The organism is Candidatus Uhrbacteria bacterium CG10_big_fil_rev_8_21_14_0_10_50_16, assembly GCA_002774875.1.
In the GTDB taxonomy this organism is placed as follows: Bacteria; Patescibacteriota; Patescibacteriia; order UBA9934; family UBA11717; genus UBA11717.
Genome location: PCYM01000001.1, coordinates 284,783 through 304,128, shown reverse-complemented (window position 1 = coordinate 304,128; position 19,346 = coordinate 284,783). Strand labels below are relative to the sequence as shown.

22 protein-coding genes are annotated in these 19,346 nt (G+C 49.1%); 14 read left to right on the top strand and 8 right to left on the bottom strand.

Features of this window, described 5'->3' with window-relative positions:
* Positions 1-142 precede the first annotated feature (142 nt).
* Positions 143-1,063 (bottom strand): hypothetical protein, encoded by a 921-nt coding sequence (locus COV06_01625; GenBank protein PIR48079.1) that lies wholly within the window; start codon positions 1,061-1,063, stop codon positions 143-145.
* Between COV06_01625 and COV06_01620 the strand changes: the two genes are divergently transcribed.
* The 8 genes from COV06_01620 (at position 1,062) to COV06_01585 (ending at position 6,699) form a co-directional block, all read left to right on the top strand.
* A complete protein-coding gene (locus COV06_01620) occupies positions 1,062-2,567 on the top strand; it encodes a hypothetical protein (GenBank protein ID PIR48078.1) in 1,506 nt (501 codons plus the stop codon). The genes COV06_01625 and COV06_01620 overlap by 2 nt on opposite strands.
* On the top strand, positions 2,450-3,394 hold the full coding sequence (locus COV06_01615; protein ID PIR48077.1) for a hypothetical protein: 945 nt from the start codon (positions 2,450-2,452) through the stop codon (positions 3,392-3,394). Before COV06_01620 ends, COV06_01615 begins: the two co-directional genes overlap by 118 nt.
* 4 nt (positions 3,395-3,398) lie before the next feature.
* Positions 3,399-3,857 carry a hypothetical protein gene (locus COV06_01610; protein ID PIR48076.1) on the top strand — a complete coding sequence of 153 codons (459 nt, stop codon included), beginning with the start codon at positions 3,399-3,401 and terminating at the stop codon, positions 3,855-3,857.
* A complete protein-coding gene (xseA, locus tag COV06_01605; GenBank protein PIR48075.1) occupies positions 3,814-5,103 on the top strand; it encodes an exodeoxyribonuclease VII large subunit in 1,290 nt (429 codons plus the stop codon). Before COV06_01610 ends, xseA begins: the two co-directional genes overlap by 44 nt.
* Complete coding sequence (gene xseB / locus COV06_01600; GenBank protein ID PIR48074.1) at positions 5,103-5,312, top strand: exodeoxyribonuclease VII small subunit; 210 nt, start codon at positions 5,103-5,105, stop codon at positions 5,310-5,312. The genes xseA and xseB overlap by 1 nt, the downstream gene beginning before the upstream one ends.
* Before the next feature lie 7 nt (positions 5,313-5,319).
* Entirely contained in the window at positions 5,320-5,661 is a 342-nt protein-coding gene (locus tag COV06_01595; protein ID PIR48073.1) for a hypothetical protein, read from the top strand.
* A 62-nt stretch (positions 5,662-5,723) separates the two neighbouring features.
* Positions 5,724-6,404 (top strand): UMP kinase, encoded by a 681-nt coding sequence (locus COV06_01590; GenBank protein ID PIR48072.1) that lies wholly within the window; start codon positions 5,724-5,726, stop codon positions 6,402-6,404.
* Between the two features lie 28 nt (positions 6,405-6,432).
* On the top strand, positions 6,433-6,699 hold the full coding sequence (locus tag COV06_01585) for a hypothetical protein (protein PIR48071.1): 267 nt from the start codon (positions 6,433-6,435) through the stop codon (positions 6,697-6,699).
* A 50-nt stretch (positions 6,700-6,749) separates the two neighbouring features.
* On the opposite strand, the gene COV06_01580 is transcribed toward COV06_01585, so the two are convergent.
* From COV06_01580 to COV06_01560, 5 genes are all read right to left on the bottom strand, one after another.
* The gene (locus tag COV06_01580) at positions 6,750-7,175 is read right to left on the bottom strand and encodes a 50S ribosomal protein L7/L12 (protein ID PIR48070.1); all 426 of its coding nucleotides are present in this window, start codon (positions 7,173-7,175) and stop codon (positions 6,750-6,752) included.
* A 55-nt stretch (positions 7,176-7,230) separates the two neighbouring features.
* Positions 7,231-7,755 (bottom strand): 50S ribosomal protein L10, encoded by a 525-nt coding sequence (gene rplJ / locus COV06_01575; GenBank protein ID PIR48069.1) that lies wholly within the window; start codon positions 7,753-7,755, stop codon positions 7,231-7,233.
* Positions 7,756-8,186: 431 nt separating this feature from the next.
* Positions 8,187-8,537 carry a hypothetical protein gene (locus tag COV06_01570; GenBank protein ID PIR48068.1) on the bottom strand — a complete coding sequence of 117 codons (351 nt, stop codon included), beginning with the start codon at positions 8,535-8,537 and terminating at the stop codon, positions 8,187-8,189.
* A 149-nt stretch (positions 8,538-8,686) separates the two neighbouring features.
* Complete coding sequence (locus tag COV06_01565; protein PIR48067.1) at positions 8,687-9,661, bottom strand: hypothetical protein; 975 nt, start codon at positions 9,659-9,661, stop codon at positions 8,687-8,689.
* A 4-nt stretch (positions 9,662-9,665) separates the two neighbouring features.
* A complete protein-coding gene (locus COV06_01560; GenBank protein PIR48066.1) occupies positions 9,666-11,765 on the bottom strand; it encodes a hypothetical protein in 2,100 nt (699 codons plus the stop codon).
* Positions 11,766-11,891: 126 nt separating this feature from the next.
* On the opposite strand from COV06_01560, the gene COV06_01555 reads away from it, so the two are divergent.
* From COV06_01555 to COV06_01530, 6 genes are all read left to right on the top strand, one after another.
* Positions 11,892-12,500: a hypothetical protein gene (locus COV06_01555; GenBank protein ID PIR48065.1), complete on the top strand. Its 609-nt coding sequence runs from the start codon at positions 11,892-11,894 to the stop codon at positions 12,498-12,500.
* Position 12,501: 1 nt separating this feature from the next.
* Positions 12,502-12,870 (top strand): hypothetical protein, encoded by a 369-nt coding sequence (locus tag COV06_01550; GenBank protein PIR48064.1) that lies wholly within the window; start codon positions 12,502-12,504, stop codon positions 12,868-12,870.
* A gap of 148 nt (positions 12,871-13,018) precedes the next feature.
* Positions 13,019-13,699: a hypothetical protein gene (locus COV06_01545; protein PIR48063.1), complete on the top strand. Its 681-nt coding sequence runs from the start codon at positions 13,019-13,021 to the stop codon at positions 13,697-13,699.
* A gap of 108 nt (positions 13,700-13,807) precedes the next feature.
* The gene (locus COV06_01540; protein PIR48062.1) at positions 13,808-15,277 is read left to right on the top strand and encodes a hypothetical protein; all 1,470 of its coding nucleotides are present in this window, start codon (positions 13,808-13,810) and stop codon (positions 15,275-15,277) included.
* A 1-nt stretch (position 15,278) separates the two neighbouring features.
* A complete protein-coding gene (locus COV06_01535) occupies positions 15,279-16,301 on the top strand; it encodes a hypothetical protein (GenBank protein PIR48061.1) in 1,023 nt (340 codons plus the stop codon).
* Positions 16,302-16,320: 19 nt separating this feature from the next.
* Positions 16,321-18,321, top strand: coding sequence for a hypothetical protein (locus tag COV06_01530; protein ID PIR48060.1), 2,001 nt, complete (start codon positions 16,321-16,323; stop codon positions 18,319-18,321).
* Positions 18,322-18,407: 86 nt separating this feature from the next.
* Here COV06_01530 and COV06_01525 read toward each other — a convergent pair whose 3' ends face one another.
* Together COV06_01525 and COV06_01520 are read right to left on the bottom strand one after the other, a co-directional pair.
* Complete coding sequence (locus tag COV06_01525; protein PIR48059.1) at positions 18,408-18,872, bottom strand: hypothetical protein; 465 nt, start codon at positions 18,870-18,872, stop codon at positions 18,408-18,410.
* 24 nt (positions 18,873-18,896) lie between these two features.
* Entirely contained in the window at positions 18,897-19,322 is a 426-nt protein-coding gene (locus tag COV06_01520; protein ID PIR48058.1) for a hypothetical protein, read from the bottom strand.
* Positions 19,323-19,346 lie beyond the last annotated feature (24 nt).

Here is a 19,346-nt window from a genome sequence, read left to right as displayed (position 1 = left end):
AATACGAACCAACGCGTGTAAGTGTCACGGTTCCTCCCTCTAGGTTGTGGTTGGTGACAGGGGAATATAGTCGATCGTAGGGCGTTTGTCAATCCCTGGGTGATCTTATAAAAAATGAGCCCCGGCCTGGATGGTCGGGGATTTACGGAGTGTGATTGCCAAGGAGTGGAAGGAGACTCACGGGTCCAATGGGGAGATGCTTGTGCTTTTGCTCCTGTAAGATGAACCCCTCCATGGCAAAAGCTACGGTCATGGCGCTTTTCGGTCGTTTTCCCGGGTCCCTTTCCCAGCAGGATGCAAGAACGCGAGAAAGATCCGGAAGGTGATGATAATGCCTATTTACCTCATTGATCTGCCCTTTGAAGCTGCCGTTTGCGATGTACGTCATTGTCTCGAACGTGTTTGCTCGATCAAACGGTCGCCAATGAAAGAGGAGCTCAAACAGCAGGGTCCCAAGAGTGAAGAGGTCCGACCGGAAGTCGATGGCGCGTGCCAGCGCCAGCTCCGGGGACATGTAGACAGGGGTTCCTTGGGTGGTCTCAGTTTCGATTTGTCGGTTACGGATCAAATGGTCTGCGATGCTGTAGTCAAAGACCCGAATAGTCCCCTCATTGGTGAGAAAGATGTTGTCAGGCTTGACATCACTATGTACGGCTCGGAGCCATGTGCTCCCGTCGCACCTTGTGTGGAACCAATCAAGCCCCAGGGCGACCTGACGGATGATCTCCAGAGCCTCCAGCGTGCGGATGTTGTCCACGAGTGATCCCAAGAGTTGCCCGTGAACAAACTCCATCACCAAGCATGGCGTGTGATCTTCGAGAAGGATGAGATCCTGGATCCACACGAGATGCTGGTAGCGCATGTGCCGCCCGATGGCGTATTCGTGATGGAAGAATTCGGCTAATCGTGGCAAGCGAGAACGGGGCAACTTGATCGCTACGGTTTCCAGGAACACGGCCCCGTCTCCTGTAATTTCCCGTTCAGCTTCGTACACCTCCCCCATGAAGCCAGTACCAACGCGGCAAACAACCCTGTAGGGTCCAATGTAATCCGGAATCTGCATGATCCCCTCCTTCCGTTACGGGCGGAATGTAGAAAAAATACGCGGATCTGTCAAGCGGTTACCTCAAGCATGTTATACTGTGTCTATCATGGAACTTACAGAAAAAACCTTTTTTTACTACGCAAAGTGCCCAAAGTGGGTGCGACGATCCGTTGTACATGGGGCAAATTTAGACGCATTGCAAGCGCGATTGATTGATGATGGGCTGTTGCCGGAAGTTATGGAGAAACTTTTGACCATCCGCGGACAGTACAGCGTGGTGGAGGATGAAGATCAAAATGACGCGTTTAGTCGCACGATGGAATTGATGAAGAGTGGCGTGCAGACTATTTATAGAGGGGTGTTTGTGGACGGGCATTGGGTCGCGCGTCCGGATGTATTGGAGCGTGTGGAGGGCAAAAGTGCACTGGGCGCCTATTATTACGTGGCGGTGGATATAAAACGGATGAGCGATCCACGTTCCATCCGTGACGAGCACAAAATGCAGGGCGCGTTTTATGCGGAGCTCCTTGAGCGTGTGCAAGATGTCAAACCAACGAGCGGATATATTATGTCCTCCTCGGGCGTTATTATGCGCTATGATTTGGAGCGGTTTGAAGCCAATTATCGGCTGACGTTGGATGCGATTGAGCGTATTCTCGCCGGAGAAGATCCGGCACATATCCTTACGAGTGGATGCAAGACCTCTCCGTTTTTCAACGTTTGCATGGATGAGACGGAGGATTGCGATGACCTGTCATTGTTGAATCGTATTCAGGCGAGTGAGGTGGAAGAGCTGCAGGGTGCCGGTGTTACAACGGTTTTGGAACTCGCCGCCGCCGATGTTGCTCCATTGGCAGACAAACTGTTAGACATGAAGGAAGACCGATTACGTTTTTTGCATCGCCAAGCCGTGAGTTTAAAAGAGCGTGTGCATGACGTAGTGGAGGTCATTACATTCCCACAATCCAACATTGAACTCTACTTTGATATTGAGTCAGACCCCGTGCGTGATTTGGATTATTTGTTTGGTGTGCTAACGGTTGTCTCTAAAGAAGACGGCACTACGGAAGAGTCCTACCAGGCATTTTTGGCAAAATCGGAGGAAGAAGAACAACGTGCGTGGGAGGAATTTGCGCAGTTTTTGCACGAGCATAAACACGCGCCGGTGTATCACTATGGTTGGTATGAGATCAGCGTGTGTCATAAAATGATCGATCGCTATGGCGCACCTGACGGGGTGTTGGAGAGTTTGGAAAAGAATTTCATTGATCTCAATGCGCAGCTGCGGTCAGCAGTTATTTTTCCACTTCCATTTTATTCGCTTAAAGATCTTGCTAGATATATTGGGTTTTCTTGGCGTGCGGAAGATGCGAGTGGGGTTAATTCCATCCGTTGGTATCACGAATGGTTGGAGCGAGGAGACAAAAGTTTATTGGAGCGCATCGTGCAATACAACGAAGACGATGTGCGTGCGACGTATCTGCTAAAGACCTGGTTAAAAAAACAACGACCCTCCGTATGAAGAATAACATCATTGTTGCATTGATCATTGTTCTTTTGTTGGGAGGTGGTTATGCGTTGTATCGACAGCGATTTATTGTGTCGCAAACGGTGCAGTCGCTTACGATTCCTAAGGCTGTAGAGTACGATCTCGTGGTTGCGCCAGTTGTCAACGATCAAGATCAACCTGTTGAGTCAGACAAAGGATTAGACGAGACAGAGACACCGCAAGATTTACAGACAGGCACGATTGACCCAACGGAGCCCGTGCCTCCACCACAGAGTATCAACCTGGCGATTCCGTTCACTTCACAAGCACCGCAAACTGATTGGGGGCTGCCGTACCAAGAAGCATGTGAGGAGGCGAGTGTGCTCATGGCGGCCGCATTTTTGAATGCAGAGGTTGATCTATCAACACCCGTACTGGCTGAGCAAGAGATCTTATCGTTTGTCGCGTTGGAGGAAACACAATTGGGGGCCTATTTAGACACAACGGTGGAAGAAACGATACGAGTTGCCAATGCGCGTTTCCCGAGCTTGGTGTTTACGTCCGTCAATAACCCGACGATTGATGAAATAAAGACGCTATTGGCAAACGGTGTCCCGGTGATTGTGCCGGCGGCGGGTCGGAAATTGCAGAATCCCTTTTATTCGGGAGTAGGTCCTTTGTACCACATGCTTGTTTTGCGGGGCTATACATCCACAAGTTTTATTACCAACGATCCCGGAACCCGCCGAGGTGAGCAGTATTTGTACACATTTGATACGATCATGGAGGCGATGGGAGATTGGAATGGCGGAAACCCGGCGCAGGGGGCAAAAATGATTATCGTTGTTCATAAACGCTAACGGTATGATAAATGATATTGCATTGGGAGGTGGAATTGGCGCGCTCTTGGCGCTTGTGTTAAGTATTCCGGCGCTTGTGCATGAGATGCGGCGTCGACACCACGGACATCCGTTGTTGATTGATATTCAAGATTTTGCGGGCAAGAAATTATCTGATCGCGAGTCGTTTGCACTAGGGTTGTTGTTTCATCTCGTGCTGGGACTAGCGTTTGGCGCGCTGTATCCGTTTAATCCTGGTGTGTGGTCGTGGATGGGTGGAGCGTATGGACTTGTGAGTGTCATGACCTATGGTGCGGCCCTGTATTTGATTGCCAATCTGATTGTATTTCCGTTCATGGGACTTGGAGCGTTTGGTACCAAGGAAGACACGTGGGTCTGGTTAGAGACAGCCGTGACAATGATCTTGCTTGTCATTGGCTATGTGTGGGTGGTGCAATGGTTCCAGCCAAGTTGGTTTATGTAAACACATGATAGATCCATTCCAAGATAACCTTTTTGAATCTGCACAGACGCTAGGGAAGCCCGTGGCGCTTTCTGTGTCTGCAGCCGTGGAGCTGATCAATCAACAGCTCTTTTCTATCGCGGGCCCAAATATGCTTATTGAGGGCGAGGTGAGCGAGTTTTCTGTCTCGCAAGGAAAGTGGGTGCGGTTTACGCTCAAGGATTTAGAGGACGGCGCCCTGCTCAAGTGTTTTTTGACGGTGTATCAATTGCAGGTTGAGATTGAGAATGGCGACAAAATTATTGTTGGCGCAACGCCTAAAGTGTATCCACGTTACGGTCAGTTGACGTTGAATGTGAATACCATTGAGATTGTGGGTGCAGGTGCCTTAGCGCAGCAGCTCGAGCGTTTGCGAAAAAAATTGGAGGCAGAAGGGTTATTTGCGGTGGATCGGAAACGTGCGCTTCCGTTGTACCCGGAGAAGATTGGACTTATTGCGAGTCGAGAATCGGCCGCATACTCAGATTTTTTGCGGATTCTGCAGAATCGATGGGGTGGGGTCGAGGTGCAATCGCTGCACGTGGCGGTACAGGGTGAACGTGCGGTGCCCGATATTGTGGGTGCGCTTGGATATGTGAATCAACTACCGGTGGAGGACCGACCAGACGTCCTTGTCCTTACGCGTGGCGGTGGAAGTCTGGAGGACCTCGCGGCGTTTAATGACGAACAGGTGGTACGCTCCGTATTTGCGAGTGTTGTGCCAATTGTGGTGGGAATTGGGCATGAACGAGACGAATCACTTGCCGAATACGCGGCTGACGTGCGTGCCTCAACACCCTCAAATGCCGCCGAGCGCGTCGTGCCAGACAAAGACTCGGTGCTGAATCAAATTGAGATGACAGAACGTCGACTCGTGGATCGTGTGCAAGATGCGGTACAGACTCGGATGTACGGCGTCGAGTCGGCTGTCGCAAAACTGACGCGCGTCATGCAGTCGTTAGCGTTTGAGGTGAATCGTGTGATGACAACCGTGCAGAATGTGGGAGATGTTTTGTTACACGAGCTGACAAGGTATAAAGAACGCGTGGAGGGGATGGGACGTTACTTAAAAGAGATGGATCCAGTACGTGTTTTGAGCCGAGGCTATGCGATTGTGCATGCGGGAGATGCTGTGTTGAAGGATGCATCAAAGGTTGGTCAAGGAGACACAATCCAGGTACAATTGGCCCACGGAACGATTCGCGCAGACGTACAGGAAGCAAATTAATGACTATGCCCACAAAAAAACAACCAACGTTTAAACAAGCGTTTGAGGAATTAGAGAAGATCGCCGAGACGTTTGAACGCGATGATGTGGATTTAGAATCTGGTCTCAAAGACTTTGAGCGTGGCTTGGAGCTTGCGCAGATCTGCAAACAACACATCCAGACGTTGGAAGTCCGTGTTAAAGAAATTCGAGAAAAATTTAACGTGTAATCAACCTATGAAACTTCTCTTTCGTTGGATGGTCAACGCCGCAGCACTTTTGGGGATTGCCTATGTGCTCCCAGGATTTCAATTAGATGGAATCTTATTGGCGATTTTGGCAGCGCTCGTGTTGGGACTTGTCAATGCGCTCGTTCGACCGTTGCTCGTGGTCCTGACATTGCCAATCACGGTCATGACGCTCGGATTGTTTCTGCTTGTGGTCAATGGTCTCGTGATTTGGTTGGCTTCGAGCTTGGTTCCTGGGTTCTCGATCGATTCATTTTTTACGGCGATGCTCGCGGCGATCTTTATGTGGGTCGTTGGGTGGATCACCAGTTGGTTATTGAAAACCGAGTAATCCTCGGTTTTTTTGCTAGCACCTATTTAGATACACCAAACCCATTCTCTTCAAACGTTCTTATGCCTACCTATGTCCTCTCTGTTGGCGGATCGATGATTGTTCCAGGAACCGATATTGATACCAAATTTCTTAAGGGGTTTCGAACGTTGATTGAAAAACGGATTATCCAGGGCGATAAATTTGTGATTATTGCGGGGGGTGGAGGAACATCTCGTGGGTATCAACGCGCGGCCGAGAAGGTGACAACGCTCACGCGGGACGACGTGGACTGGCTCGGGATTCATGCGACACGCTTAAATGCGCACTTATTGCGAACCATCTTTCGAGACGTTGCACGTCCGACGATTCAAAAAAATCCCAACACAATCCATTTGGGAAAGCATAAATTAGTGATTGCCGCCGGCTGGAAACCGGGACGATCTACGGATGATGGTGCCGTGCGGATTGCAAAACAGCTCAACGCAAAAATGGTGATCAATGTTTCTAATATTGATTACGTGTATGACAAAGACCCGCGCACACACAAGGATGCGGTGAAGATCAAGGAAATGCGTTGGGAGGAATTTAGGAAATTGGTAGGAAGCACCTGGGATCCGGGGATGAATGTACCGTTTGATCCCGTGGCGTCTAAGCTCGCGCATGCGTCGAGAATTCCGGTGGTCATTGCAAATGGAGGCAAGCTCAAAAACCTCGAAAAGATTTTTGATGGAAAGCCATTTGTTGGAACGACAATAAACTAGTATACTGCACGTATTCATAAAAGGAGGTATGCCAACAACAAAAAAGAAACCCACAAAGCGCGCAGCAAAATCGCCTGCGCCGTCCATTGCTTCATTAGAAGCTCGTATCGCTGCATTGGAACATCACAATCAAAGTAGCTGGCTCTTGGGAGATCATTTTTGGAAGCGCGCATTCGCCGTGATCGGGCATCATTTTTCTGCAATGTTTGCCCTCTGGGTCGGGATGCTCATGCTTTTACTTGCGTCTGTTGTACTTGCAGGTGTATTGACGTTCCTCGTCTCCTTGTTTAACTAGCAACAGGAATTAAAAAACCCACTCTTTTGAGTGGGTTTTTGTTGGGGCAATTACTTAAGGGTAACGGCACCACCTGCTTCTGTAATCTTCGCTTTGATTGCTTCTGCTTCATCCTTGGCAACACCGGCCTTAAGGATTGCAGGTGCTCCATCTACGAGATCCTTGGCTTCCTTCAAACCAAGTCCGAGGAGTTCTTTTACAACCTTGATCACGTTGATCTTGCTCTCGCCAATTGCGGACAACTCAACATCGAATGAAGTCTTTTCCTCAGCACCACCAGCTTCTCCTCCGGCTGGCATCATGCCACCCATCATCATAGGAGCTGCGGCGCTCACACCAAACTTGTCCTCCAAAACTTTTACTAACTCAGCAAGGTCCAAAACGGACAACTGCTCAATTGTCTCAACAAGAGACGCGAACTTTGCAGGTACAGCAGCTTTTTCTTCTGCTACAACCTCTGTTACTTCATCTGCCATATGTAGGGGCTTAGAATAGTCGAATAAATTGAGGGCGGTAGATAGCCAACCCTGGTTATGCCTTTTGTTCCTGGATCGCGTTCAATGTGTAGAGCAGGCCACGAATGTTGCCTGCCAATACATTGACGAAACCAGAGACGGGGGCATTGATCGAACCAACGAGCTTTGCGTACAACTCCTGCTTTCCAGGAAGCTGTGACAAGGCAATCATTTGGTCGGCGGAAGCATAGGCTCCCTCGAGCACGCCACCGACAATCTGGACACCGGCCTGTCCCTTTGCAAAAGCTGCGACCAACTTTGCTGGAAGTACCTCGTCCTCGTACCCCATAAGGGTGACCACGCTATTTGGCAGTTGAGCCGTATCCACACCGGTCCAACCAGCCTGTTGCGCTGCAATGTTCATGAGGGTCTTTTTGGAGACCGACACAGCAATGTTTTCATTGCGTGCCTGTGTACGGAGACGGTCCATTGCTTGGACGGGAACTCCGGAAAACTCAGCGAACACCACGGATTTGGTCTTTGAGAACGTGTCCGTCAGGTCGGCAATCATTTGCTCTTTCTGAGCACGTGTTTTTGCCATACCATCTGTAGAATTGAGGAATAGGGGAGAAGAACACCGTCCCGGATCCCACTTCTAATTAAAAAAACCTGTGGCCCTAAACCACAGACATCGGAAGAAACGCGTGTAAATCCTAGGATTTTATACGATTCTCTACCTCGACGGCCAATTAAGCCTTTTCAGGCAGCCGTTGTCTACGGTTAAGGTTATGAGGAGTATATAGGGCTTAATGAGGGCTGTCAAGTGGGAGGTAGAATCCGTTCATAACAAAAATGTCGTAGGTACGACAAATCTGTTACGTTCTGTAGGAGCAAAAAAGAAGGGAAAGAGAAAGGATCATGTAAAGAAAAGTGGGGCGTGACGCGTTCTTAATAGGGTGATTGATAAGGTTTCAAAACACCGACGATCGTCGGTGTTTTGAAACCGGGCGTTTTGATAATTAGCACAATCTCTCATATAATCGCTATTATCACAAAATTAACAAGGTGACGATCGTCGGTGTTTTGAAAGAGTGATTGATTGACGGTCACCCACTTTGTTGACACCTTGCCGATAAAGGAGGTGTACCCCAGTTTGTGCAGAACGGCAACAAGCGAGTCTACATGAACTTCACGTACGACGAGGAGGCGGTCTTTACGAGGGATGTGGAACTGCACCAAGATCGAGCGGAAAAGTGCTTGTTTTTGATCGTGTTGGCCATGCAGGCGGAGCTTCGGCGGCAGATCGAGGCTACGGCCGTAGGTGGGCTCGTGTGCACCCAGCGGTTTTTGGAGGTCGGTTTTCTGCCGGAAACAAAAAAACATCGAGTTTCGGCTCTACGCGACGGAAGCCGATGTGCGAGGGCTCAGGCACTATCTCGGGACCAACTGAACACAGTTCAACAACGTCAAACCCGCGGCACACTTGCCGCGGGTGAATATTTTATAAAAGTCTTTTGGGTTTTTGACCACGATTATTCGATCCCCCTCATTACGTCCTCAAGGTCCAGAGTACGTACACCTTGTGCGTTATCCACTCGTGCCTGGTCGAGCGTTTTGCAATAGTCCGGATCCATTTCCGAGAGTCTGACGAGCTGATGATCTACCAACACATCCGGATCAATGTGACGGAATTTTTTGTGTGTTGGTACGGTAAAGGCGAATTGTTCAAAGAGCGAAGGCGTTTTGAGCACGGAGAGAAGATGTTGAATCTGCGCGGAAGAGGCGTACTCTAATTTTGTGAGAACCTGCTCATCTGTTGTCCAAAAATCTTGCTTTGTTATTACGCCTTCCTTCAACCCAATTTTAAACAACAGTCCTGCGAGTTTATAACGGGAGACGCTGTCTGCGCTCCCCCAATGCACACGCTGTCTCTCCGCGTAAGCATGGGCAAGTGTTTGTGCCGCGGCAAGATCAGAAAAAACGATCCGATGCTCGTGGACCATCAGGTATGGAAGACACGCTTGCGTTACGGATGTGTCACATTCTCGCAACGTATAATCCACACGATCCGCACAGAGCGCGGGTGCGTCTTGTTCTAAGAGAGAAAAAAGATGATGATCCGCTATGCGTGTAACGGTCATCCCGTGCGTCTCTAAGATAGTGGGGAGATCGGATGTGCACAAAAAATGTGCATGAATAGAATCTTGACCATCTTCTGTGATAGATTCTTGATAAATCCAGTCTGTGGCGTGAGAAAAGGCGGTGTGGGACACATCGTGCAGAAGCCCGGCAACTTGTTCCTCGAGCGAGGCGCCGAGGTGTGCGAGCAGGAGAAGGACACCAACGGAATGATCAAAACGAGAAAACCCATGCAGGTGACAATAGGCGTCTGGCAAGCCAAATTGTGCAATGTGTTTGAGACGCTGAACAGAAGGCGCGTTTATCACGTCTAAAAGAACAGGTTCCAGAATCTCTGTTGGACCGTAAACCGCATCGTGAATAAGCATACTCCTAAAGGGTATCTGAGAGAGGGAAGGTGTAGACCGTTGTGGGAGCGTAGAGAATAATTGTTTTGTTTGCGATATCTACACGCATGCCAAAGGCGCTCCCGATGGCGTCGTCCACGTATTGGTTCACGAGAGTCTGCGTTTCCTTATTGTAGACAATCACGCGTTTGTTGGCAGGGTCTAAGATAAAGAGAAACGGCGTCTCCGCGTTGGTCCACAAATCACGCACAGCTCCAAGTGGTGGATCGATGGAACTCATGTCTGCTCCAACTTCGCGTCCTTGCTCTAATCGTCGTACAGAACCATTGTCGGCCAGCCAGACATTGCCATCGATCGCAATCGCCTGCACCTGACTCAAATCAACGGGATCTTGGAGCCAGGAAGTGCCGGGGCCGTATTCGCCGTTTTCTACACGTTGATGCCTGTAGAGATTGCTGGACGTGAGAACATAGAGTCGTTCCCCGTAATGGAAAAGATCTACGGCGTCGGTAAATTCACCTTCTACCGAGTTAATTCCAACACGACTCCATGATTGCGTATCAGAGTGATAGGCAAGAAACGTATTGTGTTCATCAAGCCCCACGACCGTGTCGTTATAGGTGGTGACAAGTCTCAAATAGCCCGTTTCCTCGCCCGTACGTTCAGCGGGCTCCAGAGTTGATCCGTTGAGGTTCGCCTGGGATCCGTCACGGAAATAGACCGTTGATTTCTCGCCGGAAGCAATGACCTGGTTTACGACGGGAATCGTTGTAATCGTTGGCTGCAAGAGGTGTCGAATGACATTAAGATCCTCCAGGATACCCGCACGAACTTGTTCAACTTGGTCTTTCTGTGTCTGCTTCTTGGTATCAATTGTGTCGAGTAGCGAGAGTGCCTCTTGGAGTTGTTGTCGTGCAGCGGCTTCGTCTTGATAGAGATTGCTTGCGTGTGCACGATCGCGTTTACTTTGAATCTCATCAAACGTTGCAGTGATCACTTCGCGTTCTGTTTGGGAGGTTGTCTGGAATCGTGTGTAGGCGGTAATACTGGAGAAAAGGACGACAAACACGATACCACTTATGAGCAAAAGCCGGCTTCCCCAGCCCGCATGATGAAATTGTGCCTTAATAGAGTTGATTGTGCGTCCCCAGGTACTCTTCATATTTTTAATCGATCGCTCACGTCTTGACCCTCGCGTTACGATCGCGGAGAGAAGAGAAACAACCGAAACGGCAATACTCGTGAGAATATGAAACGCTTGTGAGCCGAGTATTTTTATCCAATGCAAGAGACGCTCGCCAATACGTCGCAAGGTCTCCTTGCGTTCAATGGCATTGCCGGATCGCACCAGACGAACAAATTGGCTAAATGTTTGTTGCACGTGCGGTTTTTCTAATTCCAACATGGATGTTGTTTTACGCTCTGACTCCAGAAGAGCGTTCATACTCGATTTGCCGGTTGTGTGCTTTCCAAACCCTGTGAGGATGTCCTTTTCCACACGCACCTGAAAGAGCACAATTGAGAGATGTGTTTTAACGGGGAGATATTGCTCAATAGCCTCAAGCGCGCTCGCTGGCGGGAGGGTAGAAAGGAGGGGGTGAATCTCCTCTACCGTGAGAACATTTTGTAATTCGCGTGATGCAAGAAAGAGTACGTCGTCTGCCTGTAGATCTCCATCAAGGACAACACTAAATAATTTTCGTTCCTCAATTTTACCGGCCTCTGATTGTAAATTTTGTGAAAGATCAAAAACACGGAACCGTTGCTTTGCTGTTTTGCGCAAAAAAAGGGCATTAAGTTCTCCTGTGGCCGAAAGAATGAATGCGCCATCACGCAAGACGCCAAGCGCAATATGAAGACTCTCTGTCGGACACACACCCTTTTCTATCAACTCAGAAAGATCTTCATTCACTGATTGCAATACTTGTTCGAATCTATGTTGTAGGTGACTTTCGGCGCTTAACGTACGACCAAGGCGTTCTACGGATTCTCTTAATAGTGCAATCACGTTGGGCGCCACCTTACACGTAGCGTCTAAGTCTAATAAAAGGAACACGTGGCCGTTATTGTGTTCAAGCGGCTGTGTGAATGTTAAAAACGTCCCACGAGGTTTCCCTCGGAGCATTTCTCGACTCGCTGCTTTGATTTCTAACCTACTGGATTCCATATATTGCGGAAAAGAGCTATCTCACGTAGGATACTACCATAGCAAAAAGAGGAGGACGAGCTTATTGATAACCTCTCATATCCTATGAAGAAGGGAAGCGACAACGAACGATTCGGTATTGAACAGCTTTTTGGTTCAAAGACCCGATCTCGACTTTTACAGTTGTTCCTGAAAAATCAGGATACACGTTTTTTTGTGCGTGAATTGACGCGGAAAATCAACGCCCAGTTGAATTCCGTGCGACGCGAGCTCAATAACCTGGTGGAATTAGGCGTTGTTGTAGAGATGGAAGATACGGAGGACGAGGGGAAAAAGGATCGAAAAAAGTACTATCAGGTGAACAAGAATTTTGGTCTCTATGAAGAATTGCAATCGTTGTTTGCAAAAGCCTCGGTATTAATCCAGCAGGACCTGGTTCGTACGCTTGTTGATGAGCAACCCATTCAGGTGTTGATTTTGACGGGGATGTTTACAGGAGGCACGGAGAATGAAACGGATATGTTGATTGTTGGATCTCCAGAACAAAAAAATCTCAAAGAACGTATTGAGGGGTTTGAACAGGAACTTGGCTGTGAGATTAACTACACAGTGATGCCAACGGATGAATATTTGTATCGACGAGATATTTCGGATCGGTTCCTGATGTCAATTCTAGACGGTGAATTCATTGAGATTCATAACACGCTTCCTTAACATGGTTTTGATCACTCGGCTTGTAAAAGCGGGAATCCAGGTAGGCGTTACAGAAAATGTAGCGTCTTTTGACGTTCTATCGGCAACGGCTCAGATGATCCCCTCGGAACACTATTTACGCGAAATAGAGTTAGAGGTTCAAAAAAGTGGTGGTTGGGAAAAAATCACGGTATGGTTTGTTTCGGCACATGTGGAATCTTATACGTCGGTTAGAGGGCTGATCACGCTTGTTAATGCATTGGCACCTCTCCATAGTAAAGAGGTACAGCTATTTGAAGATAACCTTTCTAAGGCAACACTCGCCATAATACCTTTGGAACCAGACTATTTTTCTGAGCCAAATATCTCATTGGCCAAAAAGGTTTCTTGAACACAAATTTATCCACAGATGCCCATGTATCTGTGACCCAGAGTGTTATACTAGAGTCAGATAAACCTTTCATGCGGACGTTGATAGAATCGCGTACAAGGATATCGTTCTCTTATCTTAAACAGCCTTCGGGCCTAACAACTCTCCTATGCAACAAGATGCTATTGGTGTATTGCAGTTGACGTTTCAGTCGCTGCTCGCCCAGATGTTCTCTTTTCTTCCCGAGCTCCTTGGAGCTATTATTATTCTCATTATTGGGTTGATTGTTGCTTGGGCGTTGCGTGTGGTTGTAGAAAAAATCGTGTCCGCAATTAGAGTAGACATGTTGTTGAAGCGCACGGGTGTCACCGACATGGCAAAGAAGGTTGGCTTTAACTTGCATGTGGGAATGTTGTTTGGATGGATCGTAAAATGGTTCGTGATTATTCTCGCATTGATCGCTGCTGCGGACGTTCTCGGTTGGTCACAGATCACACAGTTCTTAAACGATGTGGTTCTCTATATCCCAAGCGCGTTTATTGCAGCCGTGATTTTGTTGATGGGTGTCGTGTTGGGATCGTTCGTCTATGACATCGTGATGACCGCGGTGAAAGCTTCTAAACTTGGTGGTGCACACCTGTTGGCAGGAATTTCTAAGTGGGCCGTGTTTGTATTCGCCTTCATTGCAGCGATGGAACAATTGGGAATCGCTCCAGCATTGTTGCAGACGTTGACCATGGGATTAGTCGGTATGCTCGCGATTGCGGGTGGTCTCGCCTTTGGGCTCGGAGGACAGGAGCACGCAAAAGCATTCCTTAAGAAACTCGGAGAAGATATTGGTCACAAATAAAAAATGGAACACCTCGCGGTCAGATGACGCGGGGTGTTTTTATTTCGTCCTCAGCCACTTGGAATGTCAACAAATAGGCTTGGAAGAAGATAATGCTATACTAGAGCTATGCAATACGGAAAACATCGTGGACTGGAGATGATCCCAGCTTCTCTCGTGTGGGGAACGTTTGTTGTGGCAATTGCGTTGTCGTTTTTTGCCCCTATCCTTGCAATCGAGGTCATTATCGTGTTTGATCTTTATTGGATGTATCGCGTCCTGTATTTTATTGTGTTTGTTATTCACGCCTGGCGACAACATCGGATTGCAGAGGCTACCAATTGGATGGAACGACTGCAAACGGAGGTGGATCACTGGGAAGAGTATTGGCATGTGGTTTTTTTGCCGATGGTGAAGGAGCCGGTGGAGATTGTGGATGAAACCTTACGCACTATTAAGCAGTCGACGTTTCCAAACGAGCGGATTTTGATCGTGCTGGCAGGCGAAGAACGGGCGCACGAGCATTTTGCAAGCGTGTGTTCTCTGATGCAAAAAAAATATGGAAAGGAGTTTGGCGGACTGTTTGTCACAGAACATCCGGCGAATTTGCCGGATGAGATTCCAGGAAAAGGATCCAACCTTAATTGGTCCGGACACCAGGTACAAAAGGAACTTGATCGTCGCGGTATCCCTTATGAGCGAGCCATCGCCTCGTCTTTTGACGTGGATACGGTGGTGCATTTGCAGTATTTTGCTCACCTTACGCATTCTTTTGCCACAACGGCCAAGCCACAGCGCACGAGCTATCAACCCGTGATTGTGTTTAACAATAATATTTGGGAATCACCTGCGCCAATTCGTATCTCGGCATTTGGAACGACGTTTTGGCTGTTTGGAGAACTCGCACGCCCGCACCGTATGTGGACGTTCTCTTCTCACTCCATGCCGTTTAAGATGTTGGTAGATGTGGGATTTTGGGAAAAAGACATGGTGTCGGAGGATTCACGCATTTTTTTGCAGGGCGTGAAGCGATACAAGGGGGACTACCGTGCTGAACCATTATATTTGCCAGTGAGTATGGATGCTGTTGCTGGGACGGGATATGCGAATAGTTTGCGTGCATTGTATAAACAACAACGTCGATGGGCGTGGGGGGTAGAGCATTTTCCTTACATTATTAGACAGATTTGGGAGGACAAGGAAATTCCGTTTACTATACGCTGGCGATTGTTGTGGAACCATTTGGAAGGTATGTTTACATGGGCCACAGCGCCGATTGTGATCTTTATCATGGGTTGGTTACCGCTAGAGCTTGCAAAAAATAGCTCGGATGCGATTGCGCACAACGCACCGTTTACGTTGGAATGGATTATGCGTGTGGCGGCTATGGGAATCCTCTTCTCAGGTGCGCTTTCATTCTCCTTACTTCCTCGCCGCCCAAAACAAGTTAAATCTTGGACATGGCTGATCTTAATTGCACAGTGGGTGCTTTTGCCGGTGACGTTTATCTTGTTTGGTGCTATTCCTGCGATCGACGCACAAACACGCTTTGCCCTTGGTAAATATCTCGGATTCAATGTGACAAAAAAGCGGCGTTAGTATGATCCCACGCGTGAGTGTGCATCTTGTTACGTGTAATAACATGACGACATTGCCAGAAGTGCTTAAGGCGTTGTCTGAGCAAACATTAGAGACATTTAGATTGCGGGTGATTGACAATGCGTCTGTCGATGGACTTGCAGAGATGCTTCGTCATCAATCTCCCTCGACGGTGCTTGTACGTAACCCAAACAATAAAGGCGTGGCAGTGGCGCAAAATCAAGGCGTACGTCTCGCCCTGCAGGCAACGGGTGATCAACCCACGACACAGGCCTATGTGCTTTGCTTGGGGATTGATACTGTTTTAGACGCAGGGTGTTTAGATGCCCTTGTTGACCAACTCGATAAAGATCCAACATTAGCGGCTGTTGGTCCGTTGATCCTAAAACTTTTTGAAGAAAATCGGTCGGACGAGGCATTGCGCGAGCGTGTGGAGTCGGATCATTTGGCTTCGGCAGGTCGCTTTCTGACGCGCGGGCTTGCGGTGGAGGATCGAGGGAAGGACGAAGTTAATCAAAATCAGTATGAGGGGCTTACACACGTGTTTGCTCTGTCTGACGCATGCGTATTGCTTAGACTTTCTGCGCTCGAGAGCATTCAACACACGGGTAAACAATTTTTTGATACAGATTTTAAAACAGAAGAATGTTTTGTCGATCTCGCGTGGCGATTACAACGCGCAGGCTGGGGAATAGCCGTTACGTCGGATGCGCACGCCTATACATTTAGCGGGGTTTATGGGGAACAGGTAGACACGCGCAAACATCGACTTCGGGGACTACGACAGCGTGATCGATTGCTCTGTCTTGCAAAACACGTGTCGTTGGGTCAGGTGCTCAGACGCTCTGCTTCGTTTTTTATTGGAGATGTTCTACCGACGGTTAAGATGGTGGTAGGGGATCGATATGGATTGTCGTATCTACGATCAATCGGAACCACGTTGCCATCCATACGCAAAAAACGTCAAGAAATGAAGATGCAACAGCGTGAACCCGTTTCTGTTATTAACGGGTACATTGTTTAGCGTGCTATACTCTCCCTATATGTCACACACGGACGCATTCTTTCATCGACGTCACCGTCAAAAAAAAGTTGCCTTGTTTGTTGCGATCGCGGCAGGCATTGTTGTGCTTGTTCTTGGCCTGAGTTCGCTGGCCGTTGTGGACGGTTTGCAGCGCGCAAGCGTGATTCGTGAACGTGTTGGTGATGCGCAGACGGCGTTGGTCAATAGAGATATTGCGGGTGCAAGTTTGGCGATTACAGACGCAACCACAGAGCTTGAGACGATTGAGTCGCGAGTACGTTTGTTTGGATTTTTAAGGCCTGTTCCGTATTTGGGGAATCAGGTGTCGTCCTTAATCGAACTTGTGAATGACGGTCGTGTGTCGTTGGAGGTAATTCGAACCTTGTTAGATATTGGTGTTGACATTGAATCTGATTTGCAATCCGTGGGGTTAGTGGAAGGATTGGCGAGCGTGGAGCATTTTACGGAGCTAACGCCTGAAATGCGGAAAGAGCTTGTGTTTGCACTGAGTCGAAAAGTGCCAGATTTGGAGCGCGCGAAGGCACGATTAAATCAACAACGACTTGGACTGGAGACGCTTGATGGAGATGAACTATTTTTTGGTCTTAGGATTGTCCGAACAGAACTCCTCGATCAAATCCGTCGCTTGGACGACACGTTGAACGTACTTATACCGGTGTTGAGCGTTTTACCGGATATGGGTGGCTTTAATGGGGCACAGCATTACCTTCTTTTGCTACAAAACGATGGTGAGTTGCGGCCAACGGGCGGTTTTTGGGGAACCTATGGCGTGCTACGAGTAGAAAATGGAGAGATCGCAGAGATTTTTACAGACGATGTGTATGCGGTTGATTTTCCCTCCGAGGGAGTGATTACCGCAGAGCCCCCTCTTCCCATGAAACGCTATCTTGGAATCGACAAATGGTATTTACGTGACATCAATTGGTCACCAGATGTGCCTGCATCCGCACAGCGCGCGTTGGAGGCCTATGCCAACGAAACGCGTTTACCGGATCAACAATACGTTACCGCTCCGCGTGTCAATTTTCAGGGCGTGATCTTGGTAAATCCGCAGCTTGGTGTGGAGTTGCTCAAGTTGTTTGGAGATGTAGATACGGGGTCTGTAACGTTCACACCGGAGAATTTTTATGACGTATTAGAGTTTGAGGTAGAACAGGCGTTTGTGAATAAGGGAATTGAGACTCTGGATCGTAAAGATGTGATTGGAGAGATGATCAATGCGTTGTTTGCACGGTTAAAGGACGCGAATACGGAGCAGTTGGGAGACTTGGCGCGCATGACGCTGCAATTGCTCGATAACAACGACATTATGCTCTATGGCGTGAAGCCCGAGGTACAACGTATTTTTGAGCGCGAGCATTGGTCGGGGGATCTGCGCATTAATGCCGAGCACGATCATATGATGATTGTGGATACAAATCTAGCGGCGCTCAAGACGGATAAAGCGATTACGCGTGCGTATACCTACTCGGTGCACACAAACCCTGCAGGCGAGTTGATTGCAACCGCGCAGATTAACTACGATCATTTGGGGGGATTTGATTACCGAACCACGCGCTACCGTACTTATACCCGGGTCTATGCGCCGTTGGGAAGCGAGTTGATTCGTGTAGAGGGGTCGTTACTTAATGATCGAACCAAGAATCCTTCGGGTGCTGCAGGTGCGGTGGACGTGGGCCAGGAGTTTGGCGCTACGGTGTTTGGGGCGTTTACCGCGGTGGAGCCGGGTGCAAATGGACAACTTTCATTTACCTATAAATTGCCAGACTACGTTAAGGAGATGGTGGATCGCGGGGAGTATGTGCTGGATATTCAGCGGCAACCTGGTGTGGGAGGCGTGGCGTTGAATCTGGACCTGGATCTAGGGAAGCCAATTATGTCGGCGACTCCGCCAGAGGTTTCCGAGTTCTGGTTTAACGACAGTTACACCTACACCACTCAGGCAGGACCGTTCCAAACCTTCAATATTCAATTAGAAATAAAACCCACCGCCCAATAAGCGGTGGTGGTTTTTGGTTTGTTTGAGAAAAAAATTGCGACCCGCGCACCAGACGATAGGGTCGTGGATGAACGGGTCATGAGGTGCTAGTGGAGCGTCGGGCTGCGCTGCTTGGCGTGTTCTGCTTGGGCGGCCTCGTGGAGGGCGTCCAGGAGCAGAGCGAGTGCCGTCCCGGTGGTCTCGGGCGCCTGATCAACCACGCGTTGAACAGCGTTGTCGCCGTAGGTCGCAGCCAGAACGATGCGTCCGTCCATGTCGTGATGAGCGAAGTTCCATTGCACCGAGTGATTCCCTGGTTGCCCAGTGAACCACTTGAGACCGATGTTGATCGCCGTTGGGCTTGTGGCCGTCTCACTCACCTCGACACTCACCTCGTGCTCGGCAATGCGGAGCGTGGCGATAGAGCCTCTTGCATAGCTGCCGCGATTGAACCGCTCCAGACGGCATGCGTACCCATGTTCTTGCGCGAATGCCTGCATTTCGCATACGAGCTTCAGAACGATACCCCGAACTTTGTGATTCTCCAGCAAGTCGTTAAACGGGTCGTGCATGGTGTCTCCGGGTGGGTGTGTCGCCTAAGCGACGGGGGTGTTCTTGTGCTTGTCCATGAGCGCGAGCAAAGAGCGGAGTTTGCAGTTCAGCGACCTCTTCTCTATGCCTTCGCACGCAATCAACACGGGGTCGTAGCAGCCGATCACACCAGTGGTGTAGGCCTCGCCATTCAACCCTCTGCACCAGGCGATCGACGGACGTTCCTGGTTGCCAAGCAGCAACGCGACCTCGACCTCGGGCCTGCCAGTGTCCTGACCTTCTTGCCGGTAGGTGACGCGCGCGTGGCGTCCACCCACCGTGACCGTCATGGAGAGATCCTGGTCAGTCCTGCCCTGGTTGGATTGCGGTTGTCCTTCGTCGCCATCGACAGAAGTAGTGAGTTCTGCCAGAAGTTCGTTGAGGAGCAAAGCCTGCTCGCTGAGTCGTTCTGCAAAAATACTGATGCTCATGGGACCTCCAGGATCCAAGGTTAG